This window comes from Actinomycetota bacterium, from assembly GCA_040757835.1.
GTDB lineage: Bacteria > Actinomycetota > Geothermincolia > Geothermincolales > RBG-13-55-18 > SURF-21.
On record JBFLWJ010000025.1, the window covers coordinates 1 to 25,854 of the forward strand.

Annotated in this window: 21 protein-coding genes, 1 tRNA gene and 1 other RNA gene; 7 read left to right on the top strand and 16 right to left on the bottom strand. The window is 64.5% G+C overall.

What is annotated here, in order from left to right:
* Nucleotides 1-2,179 (bottom strand): molybdopterin-dependent oxidoreductase (locus AB1384_14420; GenBank protein ID MEW6555468.1); only part of this gene is annotated, 2,179 nt, incomplete at its 3' end.
* Between the two features lie 510 nt (nt 2,180-2,689).
* Here AB1384_14420 and AB1384_14425 point away from each other — a divergent pair.
* Nucleotides 2,690-3,619: a LysR family transcriptional regulator gene (locus AB1384_14425; protein MEW6555469.1), complete on the top strand. Its 930-nt coding sequence runs from the start codon at nt 2,690-2,692 to the stop codon at nt 3,617-3,619.
* A 62-nt stretch (nt 3,620-3,681) separates the two neighbouring features.
* Here AB1384_14425 and AB1384_14430 read toward each other — a convergent pair.
* The 12 genes from AB1384_14430 to ffs form a co-directional block, all read right to left on the bottom strand.
* A tRNA-Cys gene (locus AB1384_14430) sits at nt 3,682-3,770 on the bottom strand.
* Between the two features lie 709 nt (nt 3,771-4,479).
* Entirely contained in the window at nt 4,480-6,783 is a 2,304-nt protein-coding gene (locus AB1384_14435; protein MEW6555470.1) for a DEAD/DEAH box helicase, read from the bottom strand.
* 292 nt (nt 6,784-7,075) lie between these two features.
* Nucleotides 7,076-8,458, bottom strand: coding sequence for an efflux RND transporter periplasmic adaptor subunit (locus AB1384_14440; protein MEW6555471.1), 1,383 nt, complete (start codon nt 8,456-8,458; stop codon nt 7,076-7,078).
* A gap of 128 nt (nt 8,459-8,586) precedes the next feature.
* The gene (locus AB1384_14445) at nt 8,587-10,485 is read right to left on the bottom strand and encodes a zinc-ribbon domain-containing protein (protein MEW6555472.1); all 1,899 of its coding nucleotides are present in this window, start codon (nt 10,483-10,485) and stop codon (nt 8,587-8,589) included.
* 195 nt (nt 10,486-10,680) lie between these two features.
* The gene (locus tag AB1384_14450; GenBank protein MEW6555473.1) at nt 10,681-11,832 is read right to left on the bottom strand and encodes a CPBP family glutamic-type intramembrane protease; all 1,152 of its coding nucleotides are present in this window, start codon (nt 11,830-11,832) and stop codon (nt 10,681-10,683) included.
* A 49-nt stretch (nt 11,833-11,881) separates the two neighbouring features.
* A complete protein-coding gene (locus AB1384_14455; GenBank protein MEW6555474.1) occupies nt 11,882-12,880 on the bottom strand; it encodes a CPBP family glutamic-type intramembrane protease in 999 nt (332 codons plus the stop codon).
* Nucleotides 12,881-13,888 (bottom strand): aspartate-semialdehyde dehydrogenase, encoded by a 1,008-nt coding sequence (locus tag AB1384_14460; GenBank protein MEW6555475.1) that lies wholly within the window; start codon nt 13,886-13,888, stop codon nt 12,881-12,883.
* A gap of 7 nt (nt 13,889-13,895) precedes the next feature.
* On the bottom strand, nt 13,896-15,128 hold the full coding sequence (locus tag AB1384_14465; protein MEW6555476.1) for an aspartate kinase: 1,233 nt from the start codon (nt 15,126-15,128) through the stop codon (nt 13,896-13,898).
* A 469-nt stretch (nt 15,129-15,597) separates the two neighbouring features.
* Nucleotides 15,598-16,194, bottom strand: a complete 597-nt coding sequence (recR, locus tag AB1384_14470; protein MEW6555477.1) for a recombination mediator RecR — start codon at nt 16,192-16,194, stop codon at nt 15,598-15,600.
* Nucleotides 16,195-16,206: 12 nt separating this feature from the next.
* Nucleotides 16,207-16,518 (bottom strand): YbaB/EbfC family nucleoid-associated protein, encoded by a 312-nt coding sequence (locus AB1384_14475; GenBank protein ID MEW6555478.1) that lies wholly within the window; start codon nt 16,516-16,518, stop codon nt 16,207-16,209.
* A gap of 43 nt (nt 16,519-16,561) precedes the next feature.
* On the bottom strand, nt 16,562-18,514 hold the full coding sequence (gene dnaX / locus AB1384_14480) for a DNA polymerase III subunit gamma/tau (GenBank protein ID MEW6555479.1): 1,953 nt from the start codon (nt 18,512-18,514) through the stop codon (nt 16,562-16,564).
* A 56-nt stretch (nt 18,515-18,570) separates the two neighbouring features.
* Nucleotides 18,571-18,836, bottom strand: an RNA gene (ffs, locus tag AB1384_14485) — signal recognition particle sRNA large type.
* Between the two features lie 131 nt (nt 18,837-18,967).
* On the opposite strand from ffs, the gene AB1384_14490 reads away from it, so the two are divergent.
* From AB1384_14490 to AB1384_14515, 6 genes are read left to right on the top strand one after another with little or no spacing between them, the layout of a single operon-like run.
* Nucleotides 18,968-19,777, top strand: a complete 810-nt coding sequence (locus tag AB1384_14490) for an ATPase domain-containing protein (protein ID MEW6555480.1) — start codon at nt 18,968-18,970, stop codon at nt 19,775-19,777.
* A complete protein-coding gene (locus AB1384_14495) occupies nt 19,778-20,173 on the top strand; it encodes a response regulator (GenBank protein MEW6555481.1) in 396 nt (131 codons plus the stop codon).
* Between the two features lie 47 nt (nt 20,174-20,220).
* Nucleotides 20,221-20,526: a hypothetical protein gene (locus AB1384_14500; protein MEW6555482.1), complete on the top strand. Its 306-nt coding sequence runs from the start codon at nt 20,221-20,223 to the stop codon at nt 20,524-20,526.
* Nucleotides 20,523-20,894, top strand: a complete 372-nt coding sequence (locus tag AB1384_14505) for a hypothetical protein (GenBank protein ID MEW6555483.1) — start codon at nt 20,523-20,525, stop codon at nt 20,892-20,894. The genes AB1384_14500 and AB1384_14505 overlap by 4 nt, the downstream gene beginning before the upstream one ends.
* Nucleotides 20,884-22,983, top strand: a complete 2,100-nt coding sequence (locus AB1384_14510) for a PAS domain-containing protein (GenBank protein MEW6555484.1) — start codon at nt 20,884-20,886, stop codon at nt 22,981-22,983. The genes AB1384_14505 and AB1384_14510 overlap by 11 nt, the downstream gene beginning before the upstream one ends.
* A 2-nt stretch (nt 22,984-22,985) precedes the next feature.
* Nucleotides 22,986-23,972, top strand: coding sequence for a peptidoglycan-binding protein (locus AB1384_14515; GenBank protein ID MEW6555485.1), 987 nt, complete (start codon nt 22,986-22,988; stop codon nt 23,970-23,972).
* A 257-nt stretch (nt 23,973-24,229) separates the two neighbouring features.
* Here AB1384_14515 and AB1384_14520 read toward each other — a convergent pair whose 3' ends face one another.
* The 3 genes from AB1384_14520 to AB1384_14530 form a co-directional block, all read right to left on the bottom strand.
* Nucleotides 24,230-24,577 (bottom strand): Asp23/Gls24 family envelope stress response protein, encoded by a 348-nt coding sequence (locus AB1384_14520; protein MEW6555486.1) that lies wholly within the window; start codon nt 24,575-24,577, stop codon nt 24,230-24,232.
* Complete coding sequence (locus tag AB1384_14525) at nt 24,574-25,089, bottom strand: chemotaxis protein CheD (protein ID MEW6555487.1); 516 nt, start codon at nt 25,087-25,089, stop codon at nt 24,574-24,576. The genes AB1384_14520 and AB1384_14525 overlap by 4 nt, the downstream gene beginning before the upstream one ends.
* A 134-nt stretch (nt 25,090-25,223) precedes the next feature.
* Complete coding sequence (locus AB1384_14530; protein MEW6555488.1) at nt 25,224-25,835, bottom strand: chemotaxis protein CheC; 612 nt, start codon at nt 25,833-25,835, stop codon at nt 25,224-25,226.
* Nucleotides 25,836-25,854: the final 19 nt, after the last annotated feature.

The following is a 25,854-nucleotide window of genomic DNA, read 5'->3' on the forward strand; positions in this document are numbered from 1 at the left end:
TCACCTGGTCCAGGTTGGGCTCCCCATGCTCGTCCTCGTCGTAGGCCCAGAAGAGCTCGGTCACCGATTCCTTGCCCTTGCCGCCCTCGGTTTCGTAGAGTTCCTTCACCGCCTTCATGATCTGGTGCATCATGAAAGCGTCGGGCTCGGCGTCCCCGGGGGGATCAACCGCCTTCCAGCGGTATTGCGCCAGGCGGCCCGAGTTCGAAATGGCACCAGGTTTCTCGACCGAGGACGCGGCGGGAAGCGCCCACACCTCGGTCTGGATGTCCTTGGGGTCGGTGTCGGGGCGCTGCCAGAAGTTCATGGTGTCGGTGTCCCAGAGATCGGCCGCCACCATCCATTCCAGTTTGTCCATGGCCGCGCACTCCAGGTTGGAGTTAGGGCCGCCCACCGCCGGGTTCTGTCCCCAGAGGATCAGGCCTTTGTGAACACCCGCGTACATGTCCTCGAAGAGGCCGATGTGGGTGTAGTTCTTGCCCTTCTTCACCTTGGGGTGGAGGTCGTAGGCCTTGTCCAGCCCGTTCGCCTTGGCGTAGGGGCCGTAGTAGGCCATCAGATAGCTGTTGAAGAACCGGGGCTGCCAGGTCCATATGCCGACCTTCGCCGTTGTCTTTTCCAGGTACTTGGCGCGGTCCGGGTGGTCGGTGGAGTTGGGAACCGGCATGTACCCGGTGAGGATATGGGAGAGCAGACCGAAGTCCGTGGACCCTTGCACGTTGCTCTCCCCGCGCATGGCGTTGATGCCCCCGCCCGGCATTCCGGTGTTGCCCAGCAGAAGCTGCAGCATGCTGAAGGTTCGGATGTTCTCTACTCCCACCGTATGCTGGGTGAGGCCCATGGCGTACATGAGGTTCCCGCTCTTATCGCGGCCGCAGGTACCTCCGCAATAGGCCTCCGCGATCTCCGCGAACTTGGAGGGGTCCATGCCACAGGTCTTGGCCACGATGCTGTCCGCGCCCTCGTAGGTGTAGCGCGCGTAGTGCTCCTTGAGCCTGGCGAAGACGGTACCGGCGATGGCCTCATCCCCGTTGGGGATGAAGTTGCCGTTGGCGTCCTGTGGGCCGTTGGGCGTTCCGCGCCCCTTGTAGAAGGCGTCCTCCGCGATGGGGACGAGCTGTAACCGCACCGGCTCCCCGGCGGAGTCGGCCTGGAACGTCCAGGTGGAACTGTCGTATTTCCGGGTCTCAGCGTTGTAGCCGCTGAAGAGGCCGTCAAGCTCCGCCGGGCCCTTGAATTCCGGGTTCACCAGGATGGGGGCATTGGTGTAGTTCTGGATGTACTCCCAGTTGAGATAGTTCTTGTCGATGGCGTACTTGATCAATGCCCCGAAGAAGGCGATGTCCGTTCCCGGGCGGATGAAGGAGAAATGATCCGCCCTGGCTGCGGAGCGGGTGAAGCGCGGATCGACGACGATGATCTTGGCGCCCCGCTCCTGCCTTGCTCTCTCCATCCATTTCGAGGTAATCGGGTGGTTCTCACACGTATTCGAACCACAGACCATAAAGACATCGGCGTTCTTGAGGTCCACCCAGTGGTTGGTCATGGCCCCCCTGCCATAAGTACTGCCAATCCCGGGTACCGATGAGGAATGGCAGATGCGCGCCTGGTGTTCAACGTACACCAGGCCGAGGCCGCGGGCGAATTTGCTCGCCAGGTAGCACTCTTCGTTGTCCAGGGCCGCTCCGCCCAGCTGGGCGATGCCCTCGCAGCGGTTGACCACGACCTCGCTCTTGGTACCGTTGACGTCGATCTCCTCCGTCTCTACGAAGGTCGCGTCCCGGGCGTCCTTGATAAGGCGGGCGATGGCCGGGATGGCCTCCTCCCAGGTCTTCTCCTCCCACTCGCTCGCACCGGGAGCGCGGTGGCGTACCTTGGTCAGGCGCCGGTCGTTGTTGGCCACCTGGTAGATGGACTGGCCCTTGGAGCAAAGGCTGGCCCGGCTGATGGGGCTGTCGGGCAGGCCCTCGAGACCCACCACCTTCCCGTCTATCACGCTGACGATGGCGGAGCACCCGATGGAGCAGTACGGGCAAACCGTGGTGCTCTCCTTGGCTTCGCTGATGCGGAGCTCCGAGCCAGACGCGTAGGCGGGAGTGTAGAACCCGAGCTGCGCGAGGGCCGCGACGCCGATACCGGCGCCAGACAGCTTGAGGAAACCTCTTCGCGAAAGTTCCATACTTCCTCCCACTCTCCTAAGTCGGACTTATCCTACAGATCGAACCGATATTCCTTCCCTGTATCTACATTGAATCCCTAGCCAGATCGGAACTTCTCACTAAGGCTGCGGCTGCATATGTGGTTTTCAAGGAACCGGTACTTATTCCCGCGCTGTTCCATCTAGCAAGGCAAACCTGGAGTGCCCATGCCCACAGGCAATATGCCTTACATTAATAATACTCATAAAACTATAAGAGTTTATAATATCTATTCCTGTTCGTAAAGCTCTTTTGAAGGCGATCCGACGAGCTTGGCGTTCTTTAACCTCTGGGACATTCATCGGTAGCCATGAGGAGTGTCTCGATATACGCTCCCTTATACGCCTGGAGCGTTCATGCCCATCATGAATAGCGATAGTGCGGTGGGGGCATGGACTCCGGGGATTGCCTGGCCTGGTGGGCATATCTATTAGCATCGCTTATAATGGTGCCAGGAATAGGCGCGTCCAGCAAAGGGGTGATGGGATCACTTGAACACGGACAGCCTTCGGCAACTGCAGGCATTGGCCGAGACGGGAAGCTACAGCGAGGCTGCCGCTCTCGCGGGGGTAACGCAGCCCGCGATCAGCCTGACCGTCAAGAAGATGGAGGGTGATCTCGGCGTGAAGCTCTTCAAGCGTTCGGGAAACCGTTATGTGGCCACAGAAACCGGGCGCGTCCTGCTGGAACACGCGGGAGAGATCCTCGACGCCGAAGCTAGGCTCTTCTCCTCCCTTGAGCGGGCGAAGGGAACAGCAACGGGGAAATTGCCCATCGCTACCAGCAATATCCCCGGCGAATACGTCCTCCCGTTGATACTGGGTGCTTTCAGGGCGGAGCATACTGGTATAGAACCTCTCCTCGAAGTAATGGACAGCTCAAAGGTGATCGAATCGGTACGTTCGGGGGGCTTCGAAATAGGATTTATAGGCAGCTCTACACAACCGGACGACCTGAAGATCACGCCTTTCTGCCCCGACATCCTGAAGGTTATCTGTCACCCGGACCATCCTCTGGCGAAAAAGCGGGCGGTCAGACCCTCACAATTGGCGGACGAGAAGTGGCTTCTGAGGGAAGAGGGCTCGGGCACCAGGGACAAGATGCTCGAGGCGCTAGGCGAGGAGGGGATGGACATCGGGCGCCTACGGGTGGAGATGGAGCTGGGGAGCACCAGCGCGGTCATTTCCGCAGTCGAAGCGGGTGCCGGCATCTCGCTCGTATCGGCATGGGCAGCAAGGGGCCCCATGGCCGAAGGGAGGATCTGCTCCATGAACGTACCGCAGTTGAAGGTAACCCGGCAGTTCAGTCTGCTTTGGTTGAAGAAGCATGCCTTAAGCGCTTCAGTTAAAACGTTTGTCGATTTTGTAATCTCCAGGCGCGGCTTTCTCAGAAAACACGCCAAGAGCATCGCGGCGGCCTAGGAAGCGCGTCTTCATCCGTGGGCGATCCTAACCGCTATTACATAAGTCCATGCTGTTCTGGAGGGGAGTAGTGGGGATCGAACCCACTCCGGCTTTTTCAGAGCCGGCCAACGGGTTTGCAGCCCGCGGGATACGCCAGTATCGTACTCCCTATATTATTATACATTATGTTATTATTAAAATATCTTATATATATATTGCAGCCGATGCTATTCAAGATCGGATTTTAATTGGTGGGGGGCATAGGGCTGCCGCGTACAACCATGTTGACTATTTGTTGATCGGGAACTCCTATGTTCTCTGCAAGAACAAAGGTATCTTCCTTAAAATGGCTGATGAAACAACGACCCCGAATACCGGCTTGTTGCAATCCCATCCCCAGCGAGCGGACCGGAAATCCGTCTCATATCGCGTCTGGCTATCTGCATCTAGATAGACACCGACTCTGAACTGGTCTTTTTTAAATCAACTGTGTTGAAAACGGGACGGACAGATGGTCCGTTGCCCCTTTTCATAAGCTCGCAAACAAACAACCAGGTCAGAGGTACAATCCTCTGACCTGCCCATCAATTCCTGGTGGGGGAGGGAGGATTTGAACCTCCGTAGGCTGAGCCAACGGATTTACAGTCCGTCCCCATTTCCTGATAGCCGGAATGGAGGGGAGAGAGACAGTCTGGGCGGCCGATTCTGCGCAATAGAAGAGAGAGGGAGAGTCGTGGTGTAAAACCCTTGTTCTCACTACCCTTTTATGGAAGGTTAACCATCGCCTCGGTCTCCCTCTCTATTTACTTATATCGGCATAATACGCGGCCGTGATAAGCCCGCGGCGCGGGCATTTACGGCAGTGTCAAAGGAGCTGCTCAGGCGCGTGCCAGGTCCTCCTCGATGAGGGCGAAGAGGCGTATGGCGGCCTGCTTGCTCAGGGGCTCGTTGCCGTTGCCGCACTTGGGCGAGTGGATGCAGGACGGGCAGCCCTCCTGGCAGGGGCAGCCGCTCACCAGCTCGCGAGCGGTCTTGAGGTGCAGCGCCGCCAGCTCGTACCCGCGGGCGGCGATGCCCACTCCCCCGGGGTAGGCATCGTAGATGAAGACGGTGGCATCGCCGGTGTCGGGGTGGAAGGCGGTGGACATCCCGCCGATGTCCCAGCGGTCGCACATGGCGAAGAGGGGCAGGATGGCGATGGCGGCGTGCTCCATGGCGTGCAGCCCGCCGGCGAGGCTGTATTCGTCGAGGGCCAGCCCCGCCAGGCGCGGGGCGGGCAGGGTATACCAGAGGGAGCGCGTGTTCAGGACCTGGGTGGGCAGGTCCAGTCCCAGGGTCTCCAGGATCTCGTGGGTCAGCAGGCGCCGCCTCTGGTATGCGTAGACCTTGGTGGACACCTCGACCTCGCCGTAGTGCAGGCCGCAGGCCCCCGGCGGCGCTTCGCGGGCCATCTCCTCCTCGATCACGCTGACGTCGGTGTTGTCCATGGGGTTGGTGTAGAAGTCGAGTTCCTCGCCGCTCACCAGGGCCACCATGCGCTCCATGTCCAGCTCCTCCACCAGGTACGACTCCCCCTGGTGGAGGTAGACGGCGCCGGGGTGGACGTGGAAGAAACAGGAGGCCTCCTCCACCGTCCCCAGCAGGCTGCCGCTGTCCGCCTCCACGATGCTCACCAGCGAGCCGGAGGCGGACCGCAGGTTGATCTCCTGGGCGGGCGAGTCCAGCTTCGCGTAATACCATATCTTACCTTTTCTGCCCAGGTCCCCGCCCCCCTCCATCTCCTCGACAATGTGCCACATGCCAGCGCCGAAGTACTCTTCGTCGCCCTCCCGCAGGGGCAGCTCGCGGGCGGCGCAGGCCAGGTGCGCGCCGAGGATGCGCCGGTTATCGAGGTCGATGGAGGCCTCCTCGCAGGGGGCCCCGAAGAGGAACTCTGGGTGGCGTATGAGGTACTGGTCCAGGGGGTCGTCGGCCCCCACCAGCACCGCCAGCGACTCGCCCTGCCTGCGCCCGGCCCTCCCCGCCTGCTGCCAGGTGCTGGCGATGGTGCCCGGGTACCCGTTCATGATGCAGGCCTCCAGCTCTCCGATGTCCACCCCCAGCTCCAAGGCGTTGGTGGTGGTCACCGCCAACAGCTCGCCATTGAAGAGGCGCCGCTCGATCTCCCGGCGCTGGCTCGGCAGGTACCCTCCCCGGTAGGAAGCGAGCCTCTCCGCCAGTTCCCCTTCGCTCGCGTCCAGGATGCGCTGCACGTAACCGTAGATCAGCTCCGCCGCCTTGCGGGAACGCGAGAAGGCGATGGTGCGCACTCCCAGGCGCATCAGGCGGGAGAGCAGCTCGGCCGTCTCCAGGTTGCAGGAGCGGTGTATCTCCCCGCCCGCCATGCTCAGGATGTCGGGGGGGTTCCACAGGGCGAAGACCTTCCTCCCCTGCGGGGAGTAGTCGTCCTCCACCGCGTCCACCTCCAGGCCGGCCAGCCTCCCGGCGTGCTCGGCGGGGTTGGCGATGGTTGCGCTGGTGAAGAAGAAGCGGGGGTGTGCCCCGTAAAGGGCCGCGACGCGGCGCAGCCGCCGCAGCACCTGGGCGACGTGGGAGCCGAAGACACCGCGGGCGACGTGGGCCTCGTCCACAACCACGAAGGAGAGGTGGCTGAAGAAGCCGCCCCACAGGCGGTGGTTGGGCAGGATGCCGTAGTGCAGCATGTCCGGGTTAGAGAGGACTATCTGCGCTTCGCGGCGGACCCAGCCCCGCAGGTCCGAGGGAGTGTCCCCGTCGTAGGTGGCCGAGCGCACCTCGCTCCCCTGCAGCTCCTTGAGGCTGCGCAGCTGGTCCTGGGCCAGGGCCTTGGTGGGAAAGAGATAGAGGGCGCGCGATGAGGGGTTCTCCAGTATCTCCTCGTACACCGGCAGGTGGTAACAGAGGCTCTTGCCGCTGGCCGTGCCCGTGGCCATGATCACGTTGCGCCCCCGCTCCACCAGTTCCATTGCCCTGGCCTGGTGCGGGTAGAGGCTCTTCACCCCCAGCCGCTCCAGCGCCTCGCGCAGGCGGGGGTGCAGGCGCTCCGGCAGCTCGACGAAGTGGGCCGCGCGTGCGGGCAGGACCTCAAGGTGGGCCATGCGGCCCGCCTCGCCCCAACCCGACTGTATCTCCTTCAGTATCTCCTCGAACCCAGGTCTCGACATGCCTTCCTCCCGCATACGGCAGGCCTGCCAACGGTCGCACTGGTTTGATTCTAACGGACCATGAGGACATGGCCGTGCCTGGGGTCGGGTAGTCCGTTACCAGCGATACGGAGCGCCGTGGGCCAGCATTTTTTCTGGCCCCAGCCGCCATTACGTAGGGGTCGTGTCAGATCTATGGATCCTCAAGCGGTATTGCATACTCGGACTGCCGGGGCCAACGCTCTCTCGTCCACCAGAAAAAGGCCTGACCCCTTTGCATGGCGTTTTCATCTTCGGCGGGGCCGCAGCGGCGTTACTCGACCTTCTGCCCTTCCTTGACCTTCGACACCCCTTCGACCACCACGCGTTCGCCCTCATCGAGACCGGAGACGATCTCGACCCATTCCTCCGTCCTGTCCCCGGCGTCGACCTCCCGGCGGTACGCCTTTCCTCCCTCGACCACGAAGACGTATTCCGAGCCGTCCTCCGAGAAGACCGCGGTGATGGGAACGGCGACCACGTCGCTCTTGCTCAGCACCTTGATGTCCACGGTCGCGTTATATCCCAGGCGCAGGGGGATGTCCGTGCGGTCCATCTGCACCACCACCGGGAAGACCGTGGTCCCCGAAGAACCTGTCTGCGACCTCACCCCCACCTGGGTCACCTTGCCGCTGAAGGTGACGTCCGGATAGGCGTCGAGGTAGATCTCCACCGTCTGGCCCTCCCGGACGTTGGGGATATCCGCCTCCTCCACCTCCGCCATCACCCGCATGTCCTGCAGGTCGACGATCTGGAAAGCGGCCTGACCGGCGGCCAGTTTCGACCCCACCTTGAGCTCCGCGCCGGTTTCGCCTCCCCCGCCGAGCAGGCCGCTCAGGTCGCCCCCCAGCAGCCCGCTCAGGGAGCCCAGGCTCGACGTCAGCGAGCCGAGCCCGCCGAGCATCTCGGTGAGTATGTCCGAGGACATCAGGCCCGCGGGCTCCGCGTAGATCACGTATCCGGACACCGGCGCGGTGATATTGGGGCTCTTGGTGCCCTCCATCACCCGCCGGTAATCGTATCCGGCGGCCTCCACGCGTGCCGCGTCCGCGGCGGCCGCACTGGAAGGGTACCCGGAGTAGGAGATGCTCGGTATCCCCGGGCGGGACTCCGCCGCCTGCACGAACTGCTGCCTCTCCTCGGCCAGCAAAGCCTTTAAGAACTCCTGCTGCTCCGGAGGGAGAAACGGCAGCAGCGCCGGCACCATGTCGTACAGGTCCAGGACCATCTGGTCTATCTGCCCCTGCATCTCCACGAACACCTGGGAGGCGGCTTCTATGCCTTCATACAGGGCGGTGGAGTTGGCCCACTGGCCCGCGAGGATATCACCTATGGAGGCGCTGGTGAGGTAGTCGGCCTCGGCCTGTGCCGCTTGGGCCTGCAACTCCGTTTCGTCCAAGGTGGCCAGGACGTCGCCGGCGTTCACGTAATCGCCCTCCTTCACGGGGAGCGCCGCGATTGTCCCGCCCACCAGGGGCACGACATCCGTGGGCTGGGCGGGCTCCAGCGAACCGATGGCGGAGACCACCTTGCTCACATCGCTCCGGGTGACCTCGTCCACGCGTACGCCCTCCACCGATCCCCCGAAACACCCCGCGCAGAGGATAGCCGCCATGGCCAGCGAGAGAAACGCTCCCACCCTTGCCGTTTTTTTCATCCCGTCCTCACCCGTGGTCTATGGGTAATAACACAGCACGGCTAGTGTGCCGTGCACCTAAATATATATCCGTCGCTGTTGTGCGTCAATGCAACCCTGTCACGACAGGAGCGGGAGGGAAGCCCCGCTCATGCGAGCATGAATAAGCTGCTCGCGAGCCAGCCAAGGGGAAGCCGCCCGCTCGGTATGGGCGCCGCGGCGGGCTCGCTGATGAAGAGGTTCCAGTTGTAGCTGGCGGCGCAGAAGAAGGCCACCCCGAGGACGGCGCTGAAGCAGATCAGGAAGGTCAGCAGCCTGCCCCATCCGCGTGGGGGTGCGATAAAGCCGGCCAGCACGAGTAACGCTCCGGCCCCCGTTATGATCCACATGGAGAGCCCGGCCCCGGCATTGGCGGGGTTTCCGAAGAACATCCCGCTCAACCCCAGCGCGGGATCGACGTCTATCCCCATCTGCCGCAAGGGGAGCAGGGCCTGGAAGAACATGTACGCCGCGGGCAGCAGCATCAGGCAGCCGGACAGGATGAACATGGGGCCCCTGCCCACCCGTACGGCCAGGAACACCAGGGCCAGGGCCAGGGCTATGGACACCACCAGGCCCACGGTGAAGAACTCCGCCCCCTCGTAGGGAAGGATGCCCGGCCCGCCGAGCAGGTCGGTCCTTCCGGGGGTGTAGGCCCCCTGGTGTGAGAAGATCGCGATATCCAGGCCTTTCTTCCAGGTGAAGGAATCCAGCACGTAAGAGAGGGCCACGGAGACCGCCCCCGCCCCGATGGCCAGGAGCGCGAGGACGTCGGCGGCGCCGAAGGCCTTCTCTCCCCTCAGGCTGCCCGCCCGCGGCTGCGCGCCCGCGGTATAGGCGGCGGGTACCGCCGCGCCGGCCTGGGCCGCCGGGGGCAGCACCGCGGTCTGCTGCGGCGCCGGCTGGGCAGCGGCGGGCCGGGGTGCCGTGGGCGGCCGGGCCCCGGTCAGGGGCAGGGCGCTGCCACATTCCTGGCAGTACATGTTCCCCTCGGGGTTGGGCGCGTAGCACTCCGGGCACACCGACCTTCTCTCACGCGCGGTCGCTGCCGCAGGCGCGACCACCGGGGCCATGGACTGGGTGCTCTCCTGGCTCTGCGTTGGGGCCGGCGCGGCCAGGACCGTGGCGGATGGTTCATCCGGGGGCGGCGCGACGCGGGGCGCGGCCGTCCCGAGGTCCGCCTCGGGCGGAATATAGTACGCGGGCCTTGGGGGCGGTGGCGCTGGCGGAGGAGAAACCTCGGGGACCGGCGGTGCCGCCATGGAAGGAAGGGGGGCGGTGGCCCCGTCGGGGGCGCCCGCGGGGGCCGCTGCCGGGGGCGGCACGGTGCCTATCTCCTCCACCACGGACCGGGACGCGGCTGGCGGCTGAGGCGCCGGGGGGGCGGGCGTTACCACACCTATCTCCTCCACCACGGACCGGGACGCTGCCGCTGCCGGGGGCGGCACGGGCGTGGCTGCCGCCGACGGGAGGGGAGCGGTGAGGCCCGCCGGGGCTTCCTGGGGCGGAGCCGGTGCCGCCGCGGGAGGAAGCGGGACGGTGGCCCCGTCGGGGGCGCCCGCGGGGGCCGCTGCCGGGGGCGGCGGCGCTGTCGGCGGGGATTGCTGCTCTGCCGGGGGCGGCGGGGCGGCGTTGAAGACGAAGCCGCCGGGAGAGGTCACCAGGCTGTCCTCTGTGGCCGTAGCGCGCGCCGCCTCCGGGGGCGGAACTTCCTGCGCCACCTCCGGGGGCGGAACCACCTGCGCCGCGGGGGACGGAACCACCTGCGCCACCGCGGGGGGCGGAACTTCCTGTGCCGCCGCGGGCTCGGGCGGACCGGCCTCGGCGGCGGCCTGAGTGCCCATGCTCTCCCTCAGGAAACCGGGCATCGCGGGCGCCCCGCCGGCCTGCGGGCCGACCCTCTCCTTCTTCTCCAGCTGCGAGAAGGGCACGTCGGGAAGAGGTCCTCCGCACGACATGCAGAAGACCGCGTCGGGCTTGTTCTCGGCTCCGCAAGCTGGGCATTCCATGACCAACCGACCTTTCCTCCGTGCCCGGTCCGCCTTCGTTCACCGTCTATAATAGACCCTACCAGGGATGTTGTTAACCGCGGGGGGCGGCGTGCCGGCCGCCTCCCGTGCCATATCCGCCGTCAATTATGATTTTCCCCAGGCGGCGAAATATCCTTTCGCGCTTCTAACGTTTTTACGCGCCGGGCGCGCTCCTCAAGAGCTCCAGATGGCCACCAGGGGGAGGAAGAAAGCGACGAAATTATTGATGGCATGGGCGGTGATGGGCGACCAGAGGTTGTCGTTGTATTCGTACAGAAGGCAGAAGATGACTCCCGCCAGGGTCCTTCCGATGAGCCCGAAGACACTGAAATGGACGGCCGAGAAGAGGAAGCCGTTGAGAAAGACGGCTCCCCACAGGCCGATGCGGCCGCGCATGGCGGGATAGAGGTAGCCGCGGAAGAACAGCTCCTCGCATATGGGGGCGGCGATGACTATGATGACCCCGGCGACGAGCATGTCCAGCCCGGTAACGTCCTTCACGTTGACGTCGAAGAAGCCCTGCAACCACCTCTCGACGCTCGCCAGGCCTCCGAACACCCCCTGGGATATCAGGCCGCTGGCGACGGCGAGCCAGAAGGCCAGGGAACCCCCGATGAAGCCCAGGCCCAGGCTTGCGGGCAGGTTGCGGGAGTGCAGGCCCAACTCCTCTAAGGCGTTTCCGTAGCGCGACACGGCGATGAAGGCGAAGGCCAGCGTGGACGAGTAGAGCAGCAGGGAGACCAGGAGCTGGGCCGCTCCCACGGATATCTCGTCACCCTGGCGCATCATGTAGGTCATGACGCCGTTGAGGATGAAGGGAAAAGGCAGGAACGCCAGTGCCGGCCACAGTTTCCACGGGGTGAAGGCCCGCAGCGGCGCCTGCCGGGACCAGGTGGCCGGGTCCCCCCGCCTCGGCTCCCCCTTCCCCGGTATGTACACGGTGTGAAAGCACCTCTCGCATACGCGCTTGCTCCCCACCATCCTCTGGCATCCCGCGCAGATGAGGGCGCCGCAGGCGCTGCACCTCGTGACCGCCCTCACGCCGGGATGGAACGCGCAGGTAGCTACCAGGTGGGCCGAGACCGGCGCGCCCGGGACCGAGGCGGGGGCCGTGATGGGTGGAGGCGCCGCTGCGGGGACCGCCGCCTGGGGGGGCGCGGCGTCCTGCGCCGGAGGTGTGGGCTGCTCCAGCCGCGCGCACTCCGCGCAGAAGGCGCGCGAGGACACCTCGACGATACATTGCGGGCACAGGTACCTGCCGCAGGCCGAGCAACGGGCCATAGCCGGGCTCTCAGGGTGCGTTTCGCAACGCGGCCTCTGCATCATTGCTTTTGTCCCTCCGTCTGGTTCCACACGGATATTATCGGCAGAACCGTTACCATCCTGCTAACAGACTCAAGGCGATCACCACCAGGTTATAGAGAGAATGGGCGATCATGGGCGCCACCAGCGAATCGGTCTTCTCGTAGAGGAAGGCCAGCACTATCCCCACCAGGATCAGGGAGAGCATGGACAGGGGCACGAAGTGGATGACGCCGAAGATGGCGCCGTTGAGGACGATGGCCGCGGTGGGGCCAAGGCGGCGGCGCAGGGCGGGGTAGAAGAGGCCCCGGAAAAAGAGCTCCTCGAAGACGGGGGCCAGGACGACCACCACCACGATGACCAGGACCAGGTAGCCGCCACCCAGGTCCTGCAGGCGTTCGGTCTCCCCGGAGACCGGGGCGCGCCCCGCCAGGAGGTAAAAGATGAAGTAGACGAGGAAGAAGGCCCCGTAACTGGAGGCCAGGGCCACCAGGGAGCCCACGGTCCCGAAGGCCAGGGTGCGTTTAGGGTTGCCCCACCGCAGGCCCAGCTCATCCCGCCCGCGGCCGTGGCGGCGGAGGACGAACCAGATGCTAGCGGCGATGAGAGGACAGAAGACGAGGGCATAGGCGAGGTAGTTGAAGAAGAGCGAGTCCTCCGTGAAGACATAGAGGACTATCCCCACCAGGTTGTAGAGGCCGAAGATGACCAGGAAGGCGACGAAGACCTCGAGGAGCCCCCAGTCCGCGCGCCACCACCGCCTCTCCCTCTCGTCGCCCGGCTCCGCCGGTTGGTAAGGGGCGGGCGGCGGTACCGGGTATGGATACGGGTATGGATATGCAGCCGGCTGGTAGGGGATGGGCGGCGGTACCGGGTATGGATACGCATACGGGGCGGGGACGTAGGGGGCGCATTCCGGACAGTAGTGGCGGAACGCGAGGAAGCGGTCGCATTCCCGGCACACCGGCCGGGCGCAGGACACGCACATGGCCGTCGCCGGTTCGGTATTATGCCAGGAACAGCGCGGGAGGTCCCTGCCCGCTCCCGCGCTTTCGCCCCCTTCCTCGGCCATCTAGGTCCCCGAGATCAGTTCGGCGATCTGCACCGCGTTCAGCGCCGCCCCCTTGCGCAGGTTGTCGCTGACGATCCACAGGTTCAGGGCGCGTGGGCAGGAGAGGTCGGCGCGGATCCTGCCCACGTAACAGGGGTCCTTGCCGGCGGCGTCCAGGGCCAGCGGATAGAGGTCGTTCTCGGGGTCGTCCACCACCTCCACCCCGGGGGCGGAGGCGAGGATGCGCCTGGCCTCGTCGGGGTCGATGGCCTCCTCGAACTCCACGTTCACCGCCTCTGAATGGCTGACGAAGACGGGCACGCGCACGGTGGTGGCCGAGAGCGGGAGGTCGGGGATGCCCATGATCTTCCTGGTCTCGTTCACCATCTTCATCTCTTCCTTGGTGTACCCGCCGGGTAAAAAGACGTCTATGTGCGGCAGGCAGTTAAAGGCGATGGCGTGGGGGTACACCCGTGGCTCCGGCTCACTTCCTTCCTGTATCTGCTTGGTCTGTATCTCCAGTTCCTCCACCGCGTCCTTGCCCGTGCCCGACACGGACTGGTAGGTGGAGACGATGACCCTGTGAATGGGGGAACGGTCGTGCAGGGGCTTGAGCACCACCACCATCTGGATGGTGGAGCAGTTGGGGTTGGCGATGATGCCGCTGTGGCCGAAGGCGTCCTCCGGGTTTACCTCGGGCACCACCAGGGGCACGTCCTCGTCCATGCGGAAAGCGCTGCTGTTGTCCACCACCACCGCGCCCGCCTGCGCCGCGATGGGGGCAAAGCGCAGCGAGATGGCGGCCCCCGCCGAGAAGAGGGCGAGGTCGATCCCCTGGAAGGAGTCCTCGTCCAGTACCTGGACCTCGATCTCCTCGCCCCGGAAGGGCAGGCGCCTTCCGCGCGAGCGTTCGGATGCGAGCAGCCGCAGTTCGGCCACGGGGAAATCCCTCTCCTCGAGGATCTCCCGCATGGCCTGGCCGACCATGCCGGTCGCTCCGACCACCGCTACCCTGTATTCCCTGTCCATCTCTCTCCTAGGCCCTCATCACCACGCCCTTGTCCAGGCCGAACTTCTTGTGGATAGCCCTCACCGCCTTCTTCACGTCGTCGGCCTGGATGACGCAGCTTATCTTGATGGTCGACGTGCTGATCATCTCGATATTGATGTCGTTCTCAGCCAGGGCGCTGAACATGTCCGCCGCGACCCCCGGGTGGGTGCGCATCCCCGCCCCCACCAGGCTCACCTTGGCGATGCTCTCGTCGACGGCCACTCCGCCCGCTCCCAGCTCCTTCGCCACCCGCTCGCTTATCTCGGCGGCCTTCCTCAGGTCGTTCTGCCCGACCGTGAACGAGATGTCCGTTTTCTGGTCCTCGCTCACGTTTTGGATGATCATATCCACGTTTATGTTCTCCGCCGCCAGCGCCTGGAACAGCCCCGCCGCCACTCCGGGGCGGTCGGGGACATCGAAGACCGTTACCTTGGCCTCCTCGGTCTCGTGGGTAACGCCGCTGATTATGGCCTTCTCCATGCGCTCGTCGCTCTCGGAGATCCACGTGCCCTCTTCCTCGGAAAAACTGGACCTCACATGCATCACCACCCCGTAGTTCCTCGCGAATTCCACGCTGCGCAACTGCAGCACCTTGGCCCCCGTCGCCGCCATCTCCAGCATCTCGTCGTAGGAGATGCGGGCCAGCTTGCGCGCTTCCGGCACCAGGCGCGGATCGGCCGTGAAGACGCCGTCCACGTCGGTGTATATCTCACAGGCATCCGCCCCCAGCGCCGCCGCCAGGGCCACGGCCGTCGTGTCCGAACCTCCCCTTCCCAGAGTGGTTATCTGGTCGTCGAGGGAGACGCCCTGGAACCCGGCGACGATGACCACGCTCCCCTTCTCCAGCTCCTCGAGGATGCGCCCAACCTTGACGTCCAGGATCTTCGCCTTGGTGTGGGCGCTGTCCGTGACGATGCCCACCTGGGCCCCGGTGAAGGATATGGCCTCGTAGCCCAGCTCGTGCATGGCCATGGAGAGCAGGGCGACGGAGACCTGCTCCCCCGTGGAGAGCAGCATGTCCATCTCCCGTTCCCGCGGGACGTCGCTTATCTCGTACGCCAGTCTGACCAGGCGGTCGGTGGTGTCGCCCAGCGCGGAGATGACCACCACCACGTGGTCGCCCTTTTTCTTGGTCTCGGAGACCCGCAACGCGACGTTCTTTATCCTCTCGGTATCGGCCACGGAGGTCCCACCGAATTTCTGCACGGTTATCTTCAACTCTATCGCCTCTCCCGCGCTGCTTTTATGGCTCCTTTGCAGCATTAATCCGTTTGTTATCCTTCTTTTACGCTCGCACCCTACCGCTGTCAAGCCAAGGGTCAGGCTTCTTGTTTGTTGCGTTCCACCAGAGGCTGCTACCTCGACCCGGGCTTCAAGAATGCAAACAAGACCTGGAATGACCCCCAAACGGAGAGCCCGGTTCTCCATGGATCCGGCGCTGGCCTGAGGTGCCGGGTCAGGCTTCTTGTTTGTTGCGTTCCACCAGAGGCTGCTACCTCGACATTGGCCGCACGAATGCAAGAAACAAGACCTGACCCCCAGACGACTAGAGAGCGCCAACCCTGGAAGTTCGGGCTTGCCATACCGTTTGGCCATCGATAAATCCAACCCCTGGCCTGTGTAACGGCGACTGGGGCCAGGATAAATCCTAGCCCACGGCGCTGCGCGCGCTGGCTGTTTTACGGGGTCATAGGTCGAGCCTGCCCTTCAGGGCGCGGCCCAGGGTCACCTCATCCGCGTACTCCAGGTCGCCCCCCACGGGAAGACCGCTGGCGATGCGCGTTGCCCTGATCCCCAGGGGCTTCAGGAGGTCTGCCAGGTAGATGGCGGTGGCCTCCCCTTCCACGCGGGGGTTGGTGGCCAGGATGACCTCGTGGATATCGTCCTTGCGGATACGCCCCAGGAGCTCCCTTATCTTGAGCTCCTCGGGACCGATGCCGTCTATGGGGGAGATGGCGCCGCCGAGGACATGATAGAGGCCCCGGAACTCTCCCGTACGCTCAACGGCCACGATGTCCTGTGGCCTCTCCACCACACAGACAACGGAGGGGTCCCTCCTCGTATCCATGCAGTATTCGCACATCTCACCCGAGGCGAAGTTGAAGCAGCGGGTGCAGAAGGTGACCTTCTCCCTGGCCTCGACGATGGCTTCGGCCAGTGACCTGGCCTCTTCCGGGGGAACCCTCAGCAGGTGAAAGGCGAGGCGCTGCGCGGTCTTCTGCCCGACGCCGGGCAGCTTCGACAGCTCCTCGACCAGGCGCGCGACGGGGGGAGTGTAAAGCAACTGGCTCTCCCATCACAGCCCGGGGATCTTCATTCCCTTGGTGAAGGCACCCAGGCGCTCCTCGGCCAACTCCCGCGATTTCCTCATCGCGTCCGAGAGCGCGGCAAGGACCAGGTCCTCCAGCATCTCCACGTCCTCGGGGTCCACCGCCGCGGGGTCGATACTGATCTCCACGATATTCTGCTGGCCGTCGGCTACGACCTTGACCATGCCTCCCCCGGAGCTGCCCTCGACGCGCTCATCGGCCAGGGCTTCCTGCGCCTCCATCATCTGACGCTGCAGCTTCTGCGCCTGCTTCATCATCTTCTGCATGTTCCCGTTCATGTCCACCTCCGCGTCCCTCGATACCCGGCGGCGCGGTCGCGCCCTATTCGCCCAGCTTGATCTCCTCGATCATCTCCGCCCCGAAAACGTCCTTGACCAGCTTGACCTTGCCGGCGTCGTGTGCGTCCGCCCTGTCCTTCTCCGCCGCTTTCTTCTTCCCCGCGGCCGCCCTGCGCTCGCTCGCCTCTTCATGCACGATTTCGGGCCCCAGGCCCCTTTCCGCCGTCTCCGCATCGCCGGCCGCGGCCCGGCTCTCTTCTGCGGCGGCCGCTCCCGGTTCCTCTGCCTCCACCGTGGCCGGCTTCCGTTCCGGTTCCCTCGCTTCCGCAACGTCCGGCTTCCGCTCACGTTCCCCCTTGCCGCCGCTGGAGGGCTCGGCCTCGAGGCCCTTCTCCTCTTTCTCCAGCCTGGTCCTTACCCTCACCGCGGCCCCCAGGACCTCCGCGAGGGCTTCCTCCAGGACCTTGCGGTGGTCCCCTTTCTCCAGCTCGCCGCGGTGGAAGGAACGGTCCGCGGGAAAGGCGATACACAGCTCGCCCCCGGCGAACTCGACGGGTTTGCCCTCGAGGAGAAAAGCGTGGGTGGTTATCTTCCTCTCCTTTACCCTCTCCTTAACCAGCGGCCACGCCTTTCTGACCGCGGTGAGGTCCAGCTGCGCCGCGTCGCCCGCCGGGACGGCCGCCTGGGCGGGCCCGGACGCGGGCGTGACGGCATCGATATCTTCCGCTCCCGTTTCCTTCTTCCTTGCGGCGCCACGGCCGCGGTCCGGGAGCCTCTCCTCCCGCGGCGGCTCGTCCCGCACCGGGGGAGGCGGGGTGGGCGCTCTGCCCGCCTGTGACCTCGCCATCCTCTCCATCTCGACCTCCAGCCTGCCCAGGCGCGCGGCGAGGGCCGCGGCGGAGGAGTCCAGCTCGATGCGGGCCATGGCGATGAGCGTCCCCTCCAGCACCACGCGGGCCGAGGTGGTCGCCTGCATCTCCCTAACCGCCTCCCGCAGAGCCATTATGAAGTGGAAGACGCGGTCCGGCGAAGCTTCCGTAGCCTGCCTGCGGATAGCCTCGAAGGCGGTCTCGTCCACCTCCAGGTCCTCTGGGCCCAGCGCGGCGTGCTGCAGCAGGAAGACGCGGCGGAAATGCTCCTGGGCCTCCCGCGCGAACTGCACCAGGTCCCTGCCCTCCTCGTAGGCTCTTTCCACCAGGGCGACCGCCGAGGAAGCGTCTCCAGCCACCAGGTGGTCCCCCAGCTCGACCAGCATCTCGTCCTCCACCAGGCCAAGGAATCCGGCGACATCCGCTTCGCCCACCACCCCGTCACCGTAACTCATCACCTGTTCCAGGATGACCAGGGCATCGCGGGCCGAACCCCGGGCTCTCCTGGCGATGAGCCGCAGGGCGCCCTCCCGCGCCTCTATCCCCTCCGCCTCCGCCACCCTGGCCAAATGGTCAACGAGCAGGGCCACCGGCACGCTGCGAAAATCGTAGCGCTGGCAGCGCGACAGGATGGTGGGCGGCATCTTGTGTGGTTCCGTGGTGGCCAGGACGAAGACCACGTGCGGGGGCGGTTCCTCCAGGGTCTTCAGGAACGCGTTGAAGGCTTCCTTGGTCAGCATGTGCGCCTCGTCCAGGACATATACCTTGATGCGCGCCGCGGCCGGCGAGAATATGACTCTCTCCCGCAGCTCGCGGATGCTGTCTATGCCGCGCGTGGAGGCGGCATCGATCTCGACGACGTCCACCGAGGTGCCCTCGGTTATCTCCCGGCACGCGTCGCAACGGTTGCACGGGTTCGGCGTGGGCCCCAGCTCGCAGTTGAGGGCCTTGGCCAGGATCCTCGCGGTGCTGGTCTTTCCCGTGCCCCGCGGCCCCGAGAAGAGGTAGGCATGGGCGAAGTTGCCATTGCGCAGCGAGTTGGACAGGGTGCGGGTGACATATTCCTGCCCGATGACCTCCTCGAAGGTCTGTGGGCGCCATTTTCTGTACAGAGAGACGTAAGCCAAGGTCCATCACTTCCCCGCGGCCGCGAGTTCCCGGCCATGATATCAAAAGGGTGTGATCGTGCACCCTCCCTCGACTTCCGACCCCAAGCGCTACACGGGTAGTTAGCTCCGGACAGGTTAGTCTGCGGCACACGAGAAGATTTGCTTACCGCTGCTTCCTTCCGGACCTGACGGGGTTCACAAGTTCCCGTTGCGCAGGACCCGACCTTCAACACCACTTTCCCGCGCGCAATACTCAAGACCGGAGAGCCTCAGTTGGGGATTCGGCCCCGCTGTAGCGGATTGCGGGTTCAGGGCACCGCTAGCTCCCCGCTTAGCACGATCACGAGACCAGTATATCACGCGCGACTGACCGGTACGGAGCGTCTCGCGCGCGTTCCGGGCAAGGGGTCCGCGGACAACGTGTATAATAATAAGACGGCAGGCAGCAGGCTTGAACGAGCGGGAGGGACCATGGGCGATACCGAGCTGGCGGAACGGGCCTCTACGGGGAACGAGCAGCTCGACCAGATGATGGAGGGCGGTCCCCTCCGGGGTTCGGTCACCTTGGTCATCGGAGCCCCCGGAACCGGCAAGACCTGCCTGGGGCTGGAGTTCATCGCCAAGGGCGTGGACATGGGGGAACCAGGCCTCATCGTCACTTTCGAGCATTTCCCGAAGAAGCTCTTGAGGGACGCTTTGGCCCTCGGTTTCGACCTGCAGGAGATGGAGCGAGACGGCATGCTGCGCATCCTATTCACGTCCCCGGAGATATTCTTCGAGCAGGCCCAGACCCCCGGCGGCCTCCTGGACACCATGGTGCAGGAGCTCGGGGCCAGGCGGATCCTGATCGACTCCATATCCCACCTGGAGCGCCTGGCGCGCGACCCGGTCAAGCTGCGCGAGGTCGCCTTCACCTTCGTAAACGCCCTGCTCAGACACGGCCTGACGGCCATCGTAACCCAGGAGGACCCCGATATCACAGGCGATATCACCGCGGCGCAATACGGCATATCCTACCTGGTCGACGCGGTGGTAATCCTGCGTTACGTGGAGCTTGACTCCTCGGTGAGCCGGGCGATCCTGGTCCTGAAGCAGCGTGCAAGCTCGCACGACAAGTCCATACGCGAATTCCGCGTCACCGACCGCGGCATACTAGTCGGCGAGCCCTTCGCCGACCGCGAGGGCCTGCTGTCGGGGCTGCCGCGGCGCAAAGAGATAGACGCCTTCATGGAAGTGTTCGGGAAGAAAGCGAAGCCTGCCGGAAAAGGGGAGGTCGATTGAGTGGCCGAGAAGATCCTGGTCGTCGACGACGATCGCGAGATGGTCGAGCTCATAGAGCTCTTCCTCAGCAACGCCGGTTTCCTCACCCTGTCCGCTTTTTCGGGGGAAGAGGCGCTGGAGAAGACCTTCAAGGAGAAGCCCGACCTTATCCTGCTGGACATCATGATGCCTAAGATCGACGGCTGGGAGGTGTTGCGGCGCATCAAGAACGACCCCGAGGTGCAGAACACTCCGGTGGCCTTTATCACGGCCCGTACCCAGAACATAGACAAGATGATCGGGCTGTCGGTGATGAAAGCGGCGGGATACATCACCAAACCCTTCAGCAAACAGGAGCTGCTGACCGAGGTCAGGCGCATCATCGACGAGCGCAAGCGGAGCGCGGGAGGACAATGAGCCCGCGAGATGCGTGAAACGGCGATCGCTAGTACAAGGGGGGGCAGTTGACGGCCAACGACTGGTGGAAGACCTTATCCCTGTTTCTCTGGTTTTTCAATACCTCAGCCACGGCGATGCTCCTGGTCTACTTCTACGGCATCTGCCGCCTGGCCGAGAGCAGGTTCGCGGGCAGGACCTACGCCTTCCTCCTGCCGCTCTTCTTCGTGCTCATGGGAACCAGCACGCTCATCTACTCCCTGGCCGGTTCAATCGTGGCCATATACCTGTGGTATGCGGTGTGGCCGGCCATCGCCGGGGTCATCCTGCTGATAGTCGTGTTCCGATGCTACCGTCTGATGATGGGGAAATGAACTACCTGGCCTCATCCCTGTACATCATAGGCCCCATTGCGGTGGCGGTCCTCATCCTGCTCCTCTCGGCGCTGGGAAAGCGCCTGGGGCAGGCCCTGGAACTTCCGCCGTACTACCGCCTCTACTACGTGTCCGTCTTCTTCTTCATCATCCCTCTCCCGGTGGCCTGGGTGCTACTTCTCACCGGGGCCTGGGGCCTGCCAGAACCCTCCCAGCCCACGGGGATGATCATCAAGGTCGCCGTGGCCTCAATCCCTCTGACCGTGGCCATCACCTTCGCCCTCGTCGCCACGGCCAAGTACTGGGGATGGATATGGGACGAGCTGCGGCAATCCCGCGATAAGAGCGGAGGCCGGGATGGGACCTGAGCGCCTCTCGCGCCCCTTCCACGCCGCGGGCGCGGCCGCTGTCGCGTTCAGCGGCGTGGCCTTGCTGGCGGGCCTGTTCGACTGGCGGGTGGTTTTCATCGTCTTCGCCGCCCTCGCGCTGCTCTCTATCGTCCTTGCCCTTGCCGCCGCCCGGATGCATGCGCACCACCCTCGCGCCGCCGTGGAGGCGCGCCCGCAGGCGGCGTATTCCATGCTGGACTCCCTGCCCTCCCCCACCTTGCTGGTGGACGAGAAGGGCGTGATACTGGAGGTCAACCATCTGGCGCGCGAGTTCGTCACCGCCACCGGCCGAGACCCCTCCGCCCTGCTGGGGACGAGGCTGGACGAGGCCTTCCTGCCTCCCTATTTCGCCAGCTGGACACCGGTGCTGGAGAGGGTCGCCGCGGAGGAGTCGCCGCTGGAGCGCCGAGACGAGCAGTATTTCCTCGAGAGCAGGTCCGGCTTCTGCCGGGTATGGGTCTCGCTGGCGGCACCGGACGGACCCGGGACGAAACGCTTCATCGTCATGGTCCAGGACATCACCACCGAGATAACGGAGCACTCGTCACTGCTCGAGGCATCGGAGCGTGAGGCGGGCGTCTTCGAGGGCGTGCCGGTGAAGATCGCCGTGTTGGACCGCAATTTCCGCCTGGCGAGGTGCAACCGCCTGATGATGCGCTGGATCCACGACACCTGCGGCCTCGCAGAATCCGAGATAGTCGGCCTGCCCGCCCTGGACATCATGCCCCAGGAATTCAGGGCCGACTGGAAACGCATCCTCAGGCGCGTGCTGGTGGAGGGGCGCGCCTTCGAGCAGCCGCGCGTGCACCAGTCCGTGGAAGGTGTGGACTTTTTCCACCGCGTGCGGCTGCACCCCCTGGCCGACGAGTCCGGTAACGTGAGGGAAGCCCTGCTCCTCTACGAGGACGTGACCGAATACGTGCGCCTCGAGCGCCGCCTGGCCGAGACCACCGACTACCTCAACCTGCTCATCGAGAGCCTCAACGACGGGTTCTATGCCATGGACGCCCAGGGCAGGTTCTCCTTCTGCAACCAGGCGTTCCTGGATATGCTCGGGATCAGCAACTCCGACGAACTCTTCCGAAAAGACGCGGTGGAGATCGTCATGCCCGATGAGCGGCGCAAGATAGAGCGCATGCTGGAGCGGCGCAGGCGCGGCGAGAAGGTCTTCTTCGAGACCCTGCTCAGGTCCCGGGGGGACATCCCGCTGCCGGTGCAGATAAGCTCCGCTCCCCTCTTCCGCGCCGGGAAGTTCTCCGGTATCGTGGGCATCGCCCACGACCTCAGCGAACGGCGCCGCCTGGAGGCGATGGTCGAGCGCAGCCACCAGGACCTGGAGAAGGCCTACGAGGAGCTATCCGTGCTCGACAAGATGAAGTCTGATTTCATAGCCATCGCCTCGCACGAATTGCGCACGCCGCTCTCCATCATCAAGGGCTATGCCGACGCCTTCCAGTTCGGTGAACTCGGAGACCTCTCTACGTTCCAGATGGACAAGATGAAGATAATAAACGCCCGCGCGGACCAGATGACCAAGATCATCAACGACCTCCTGGACGTGACCCGCCTGGAAGAGGGCCGCCTGGTGGGCGAGAAGTGGCCCGCTCCCGTGGAAGGGCTTATAGTAAACGCCGTATCGGAATACAAGGGCCGGGCCGCCCAGGGCGGGCAGGAGCTGCATTACACCGTGGAGGACAACCTGCCGCCGGTGAGCGTCGACGTGTGGCGCGTGCACCAGGTGATGGAGAACCTTATCGGCAACGCCATGAAGTTCACCCCGGAGGGGGGGTCCATCGAGGTTACGGCGCGCAGCTCCAGCGAGCCGGGCATGGTGGAGATAGAGGTCAGGGACACGGGGCCGGGGATACCGGCTAAGGAGCAGGAAAAACTATTTACTATGTTTTACCAAATAGAGACGGACTCCTCGCGCTCCGCGGGCGGCCTGGGCCTGGGCCTGGTCATATCCAAGGGCATCGTCGAGGGACACGGAGGGCGCATCTGGGTGGAGAGCGATGCGGGCCTCGGCTCCTCGTTCAAGTTCACCCTGCCAGTCAGCAGGGAGGCATAGCGGTGAAAACCGTCGTGCCCGGAGACCGCGGCCTGGCCGTGAGCGACGTGCAGAAAAGGCTGCTCGACCGCGGTTTTGCGCCCCCCGGCTTCGAGGCGGAGATGCGTGAATCGTTTTTCGGGGACATTACTTCACAGGCCGTCCGTCTCTTCCAGGAGGAGCGCGGCCTGCGCGTCCAGGGCAGTGTCGACGAGACCACCTGGCAGGAGCTGGTAGAAGCCTCCTTCAAGCTGGGGGACAGGTTCCTCTATCTGCGCGTCCCGCCCTTCCGCGGCGACGACGTGCGCGAGGTGCAGAGATACCTCAACCGCCTGGGCTTCAACGCCGGCCGCGAGGACGGCATCTTCGGGCAGGACACCGACCGCGCGCTGCGCGCCTTTCAGCACAACATGGCCTTGCCGGTGGACGGCATAGCCGGTGCTTCGACCATCGCGTGCCTGCAGCGCCTCAGGCACGCGCTCAAGGACACCAGCGTGGCCGAGGTACACGAAGCGCTGCAGGACCTGCAGGCCAGGGGGCTGGAGGGAAAGAGCGTGGTCCTGGACGCGGCGGAGGGGGACAGCGGCGCCGAGAACGTGCTGCGCCAGGTGTCGGCGGAGCTGGTGGCGCGCGGCCTTACGGCCTTGCTTACCGGCGGTGTGTACGGCCCCATGCCGGAGAGCCAGCGGGCCCGCCTGGCCAACGACCGCGGCGCCGACCTGGTGCTCAGCCTCAGGATGACGGACGAGCCAGGGTTTCGCGTCTTTTTCTTCGGCAGCAGGGACTACTCCTCGCCACGCGGCAAGCGCCTGGCGGAACTGATCCACGGCGAGATGGAGCAGGGTGCCGGGGTGGAGGTGCCGCCCCCCGAGGCCAGGAACTTCCCCCTGCTGCGGGAGACGCGTATGCCGTGCGTGATCGTGGAGACAGGTTGGGAGACGGGCATCGGCCACGACCTCTTCGTCGCCCTCGCCAGGTCGGTCATCGCTTACTTCACCCCCGCTCCGTAACCCGCCAGTCCGCGCAAAGGCTTCGGTGGGTTGGATCGCGTAAACGACAGCGCTTTTGTCTCCCTGTGGGTGAGGGTCTCCACGCCGAAGGTGTCGCGGCCTGACCCCGGTCAGGTCATTCCGGCGACGGTGCCTGGGCGCCTTGACATGTTCGGGCCTGCGGCTGTCTGTTTGGATAGGCTTCGCAGAACCCGCTCCATGCCCGGCACGTGTACGTCCGGAAAAGAGATGATGAATGCTAAGGGCTGACCCCGGCCTCAAGCCGGAGGCTCGATGTCCTCGACGACTACCTCGATGTCCTCGACGGTTATATCGGTGAGGCCCTCGACGTACTCCTTGACCTTGCGCTTGACCTCGGCGGCAAGGTCCGGGATGTTCGTGCCGTAATCCACCTTAAGATAGACCCCGAGGCGGCATGACGAGTCTTCGCGCACCACCTTGATCCCCTTCTGCAGGAACTCCCGCTTCACCCGGGATGTCAGGCCGCCCGAGGACTTCTGCTGGAACACCGTCGCCCCCTCCACCTCGTTCGCGGCCTGGGCGGCCAGGGTGGCGATGGCCTCGTTCGAGACCTCGATGCTCTCGCTTCTCGGTTCCTCTTTCACAGCTCCTTCGCTCCGTGGTTTATCGAGCTGATGGTCACCTTGCCGTTGGAGACGTCGAAACGCATCGTCCGTCCGTAACTCCCGCCCGTGTCCTCCGCTATCAGCTGTATCTTCAGCTCCTTCAGGACAGCCTTGGTCGCCTCGATGTTGCGCTCGCCGATTTGCATCCCCAGGCAGGGACCCGGGACGTTGCGGGGGTTCACGGCGCCAGGTATGGTGAACATGCACGCTCCTCCGGCGATCCTGGCTTTGATGTCCGAGCGCCTGGAGCCGAGCCTCTCCATCTCCTCCACCATGGAGCTGATGGCGGTATCGGCGAACTTGCCGGGGTTCCCTTTCTTGCTCATGGACTGGGAATCGGGGAGCATGATGTGGGCCAGACCGCCGATCTTCCGCTTTTCGTCGTAGAGCGCAACCCCCACGCAGCTGCCAAGCCCGAAGCTGGCCAGCAGGTGCGGGTTGTGGGTCACGAAGTATTCCGCTACCCCTACGTTCACTACCTCTTCCGACACCGGTCCCTCACCCCGCGTAATCCCTTGTTCCGCCAGATCTTCGTCTGCCCCACCGAGCATGATAGACGGTCCTTTTTTAACCTGCATATGACCCGTTCCCCGATCAACTGCTCAATCCCAGGTCCCTGCCCGCCTCAATCGCTCACCCCCAGCCTCCCCAGTATGATATCCAGAGACCCCAGGTCGGGGAAGAGAATGAGATGACCCTTGATCACGTGCTCAAGGATATCGAATTCCGTCTCGATCACCAGGACGTAGTCGTCGGACTGGCTTATCTCCACCAGGATGAAGTCGATGATCGCCCCGGCCATGTCCATGGCGAAACCGGGGACGGACGGACGCAACAGGATCCCGGTCATCTGCGACAGCGCGTTCAGGTAGGACCCCGCCAGGATGCTCCCCGTCTCCTGCAGGGCGGACTGCTCGACCGTGGTCAGGTCCGGCCGCTCCTCCCCCTCCACCATGAGGTGGGCCAGTTCGTTGGCGCTGGTCTCCGCCAGCAGAAGCAGCATGCTGCCGGACGCGTCGCCGCTGATATGCAGGTATATCCCGACCACCGGCGTTTCCGCCCCTCCGACGAGATCCGAGACCCTCACCAGCGGCACCAAGGAGGCGCGCGGCACGCTGAGCAGCACCTTCTTGTCCACCATGGTGGATAAGGCCACGGCGGCGTTCCCGGAGCCGATATTGCCCACCTCCCGCAGGGCATCGAGCTGTAAGGGGGTGAGCCCTTTCCTCTCTGCCATAACTCCTCCTTTCGGGGGT

Excerpts from the sequence above, each read along its gene's own strand:
- AB1384_14475 (MEW6555478.1), bottom strand. The coding sequence starts at position 16,518 with ATGAACGGGAACATGCAGAAGATGATGAAGCAGGCGCAGAAGCTGCAG.
- AB1384_14445 (MEW6555472.1), bottom strand. The coding sequence starts at position 10,485 with ATGGAATGCCCAGCTTGCGGAGCCGAGAACAAGCCCGACGCGGTCTTC.
- AB1384_14490 (MEW6555480.1), top strand. The coding sequence starts at position 18,968 with ATGGGCGATACCGAGCTGGCGGAACGGGCCTCTACGGGGAACGAGCAG.
- AB1384_14455 (MEW6555474.1), bottom strand. The coding sequence starts at position 12,880 with ATGGCCGAGGAAGGGGGCGAAAGCGCGGGAGCGGGCAGGGACCTCCCG.
- AB1384_14435 (MEW6555470.1), bottom strand. The coding sequence starts at position 6,783 with ATGTCGAGACCTGGGTTCGAGGAGATACTGAAGGAGATACAGTCGGGT.
- AB1384_14510 (MEW6555484.1), top strand. The coding sequence starts at position 20,884 with ATGGGACCTGAGCGCCTCTCGCGCCCCTTCCACGCCGCGGGCGCGGCC.
- AB1384_14450 (MEW6555473.1), bottom strand. The coding sequence starts at position 11,832 with ATGATGCAGAGGCCGCGTTGCGAAACGCACCCTGAGAGCCCGGCTATG.
- AB1384_14460 (MEW6555475.1), bottom strand. The coding sequence starts at position 13,888 with ATGGACAGGGAATACAGGGTAGCGGTGGTCGGAGCGACCGGCATGGTC.
- AB1384_14530 (MEW6555488.1), bottom strand. The coding sequence starts at position 25,835 with ATGGCAGAGAGGAAAGGGCTCACCCCCTTACAGCTCGATGCCCTGCGG.
- AB1384_14440 (MEW6555471.1), bottom strand. The coding sequence starts at position 8,458 with ATGAAAAAAACGGCAAGGGTGGGAGCGTTTCTCTCGCTGGCCATGGCG.
- AB1384_14505 (MEW6555483.1), top strand. The coding sequence starts at position 20,523 with ATGAACTACCTGGCCTCATCCCTGTACATCATAGGCCCCATTGCGGTG.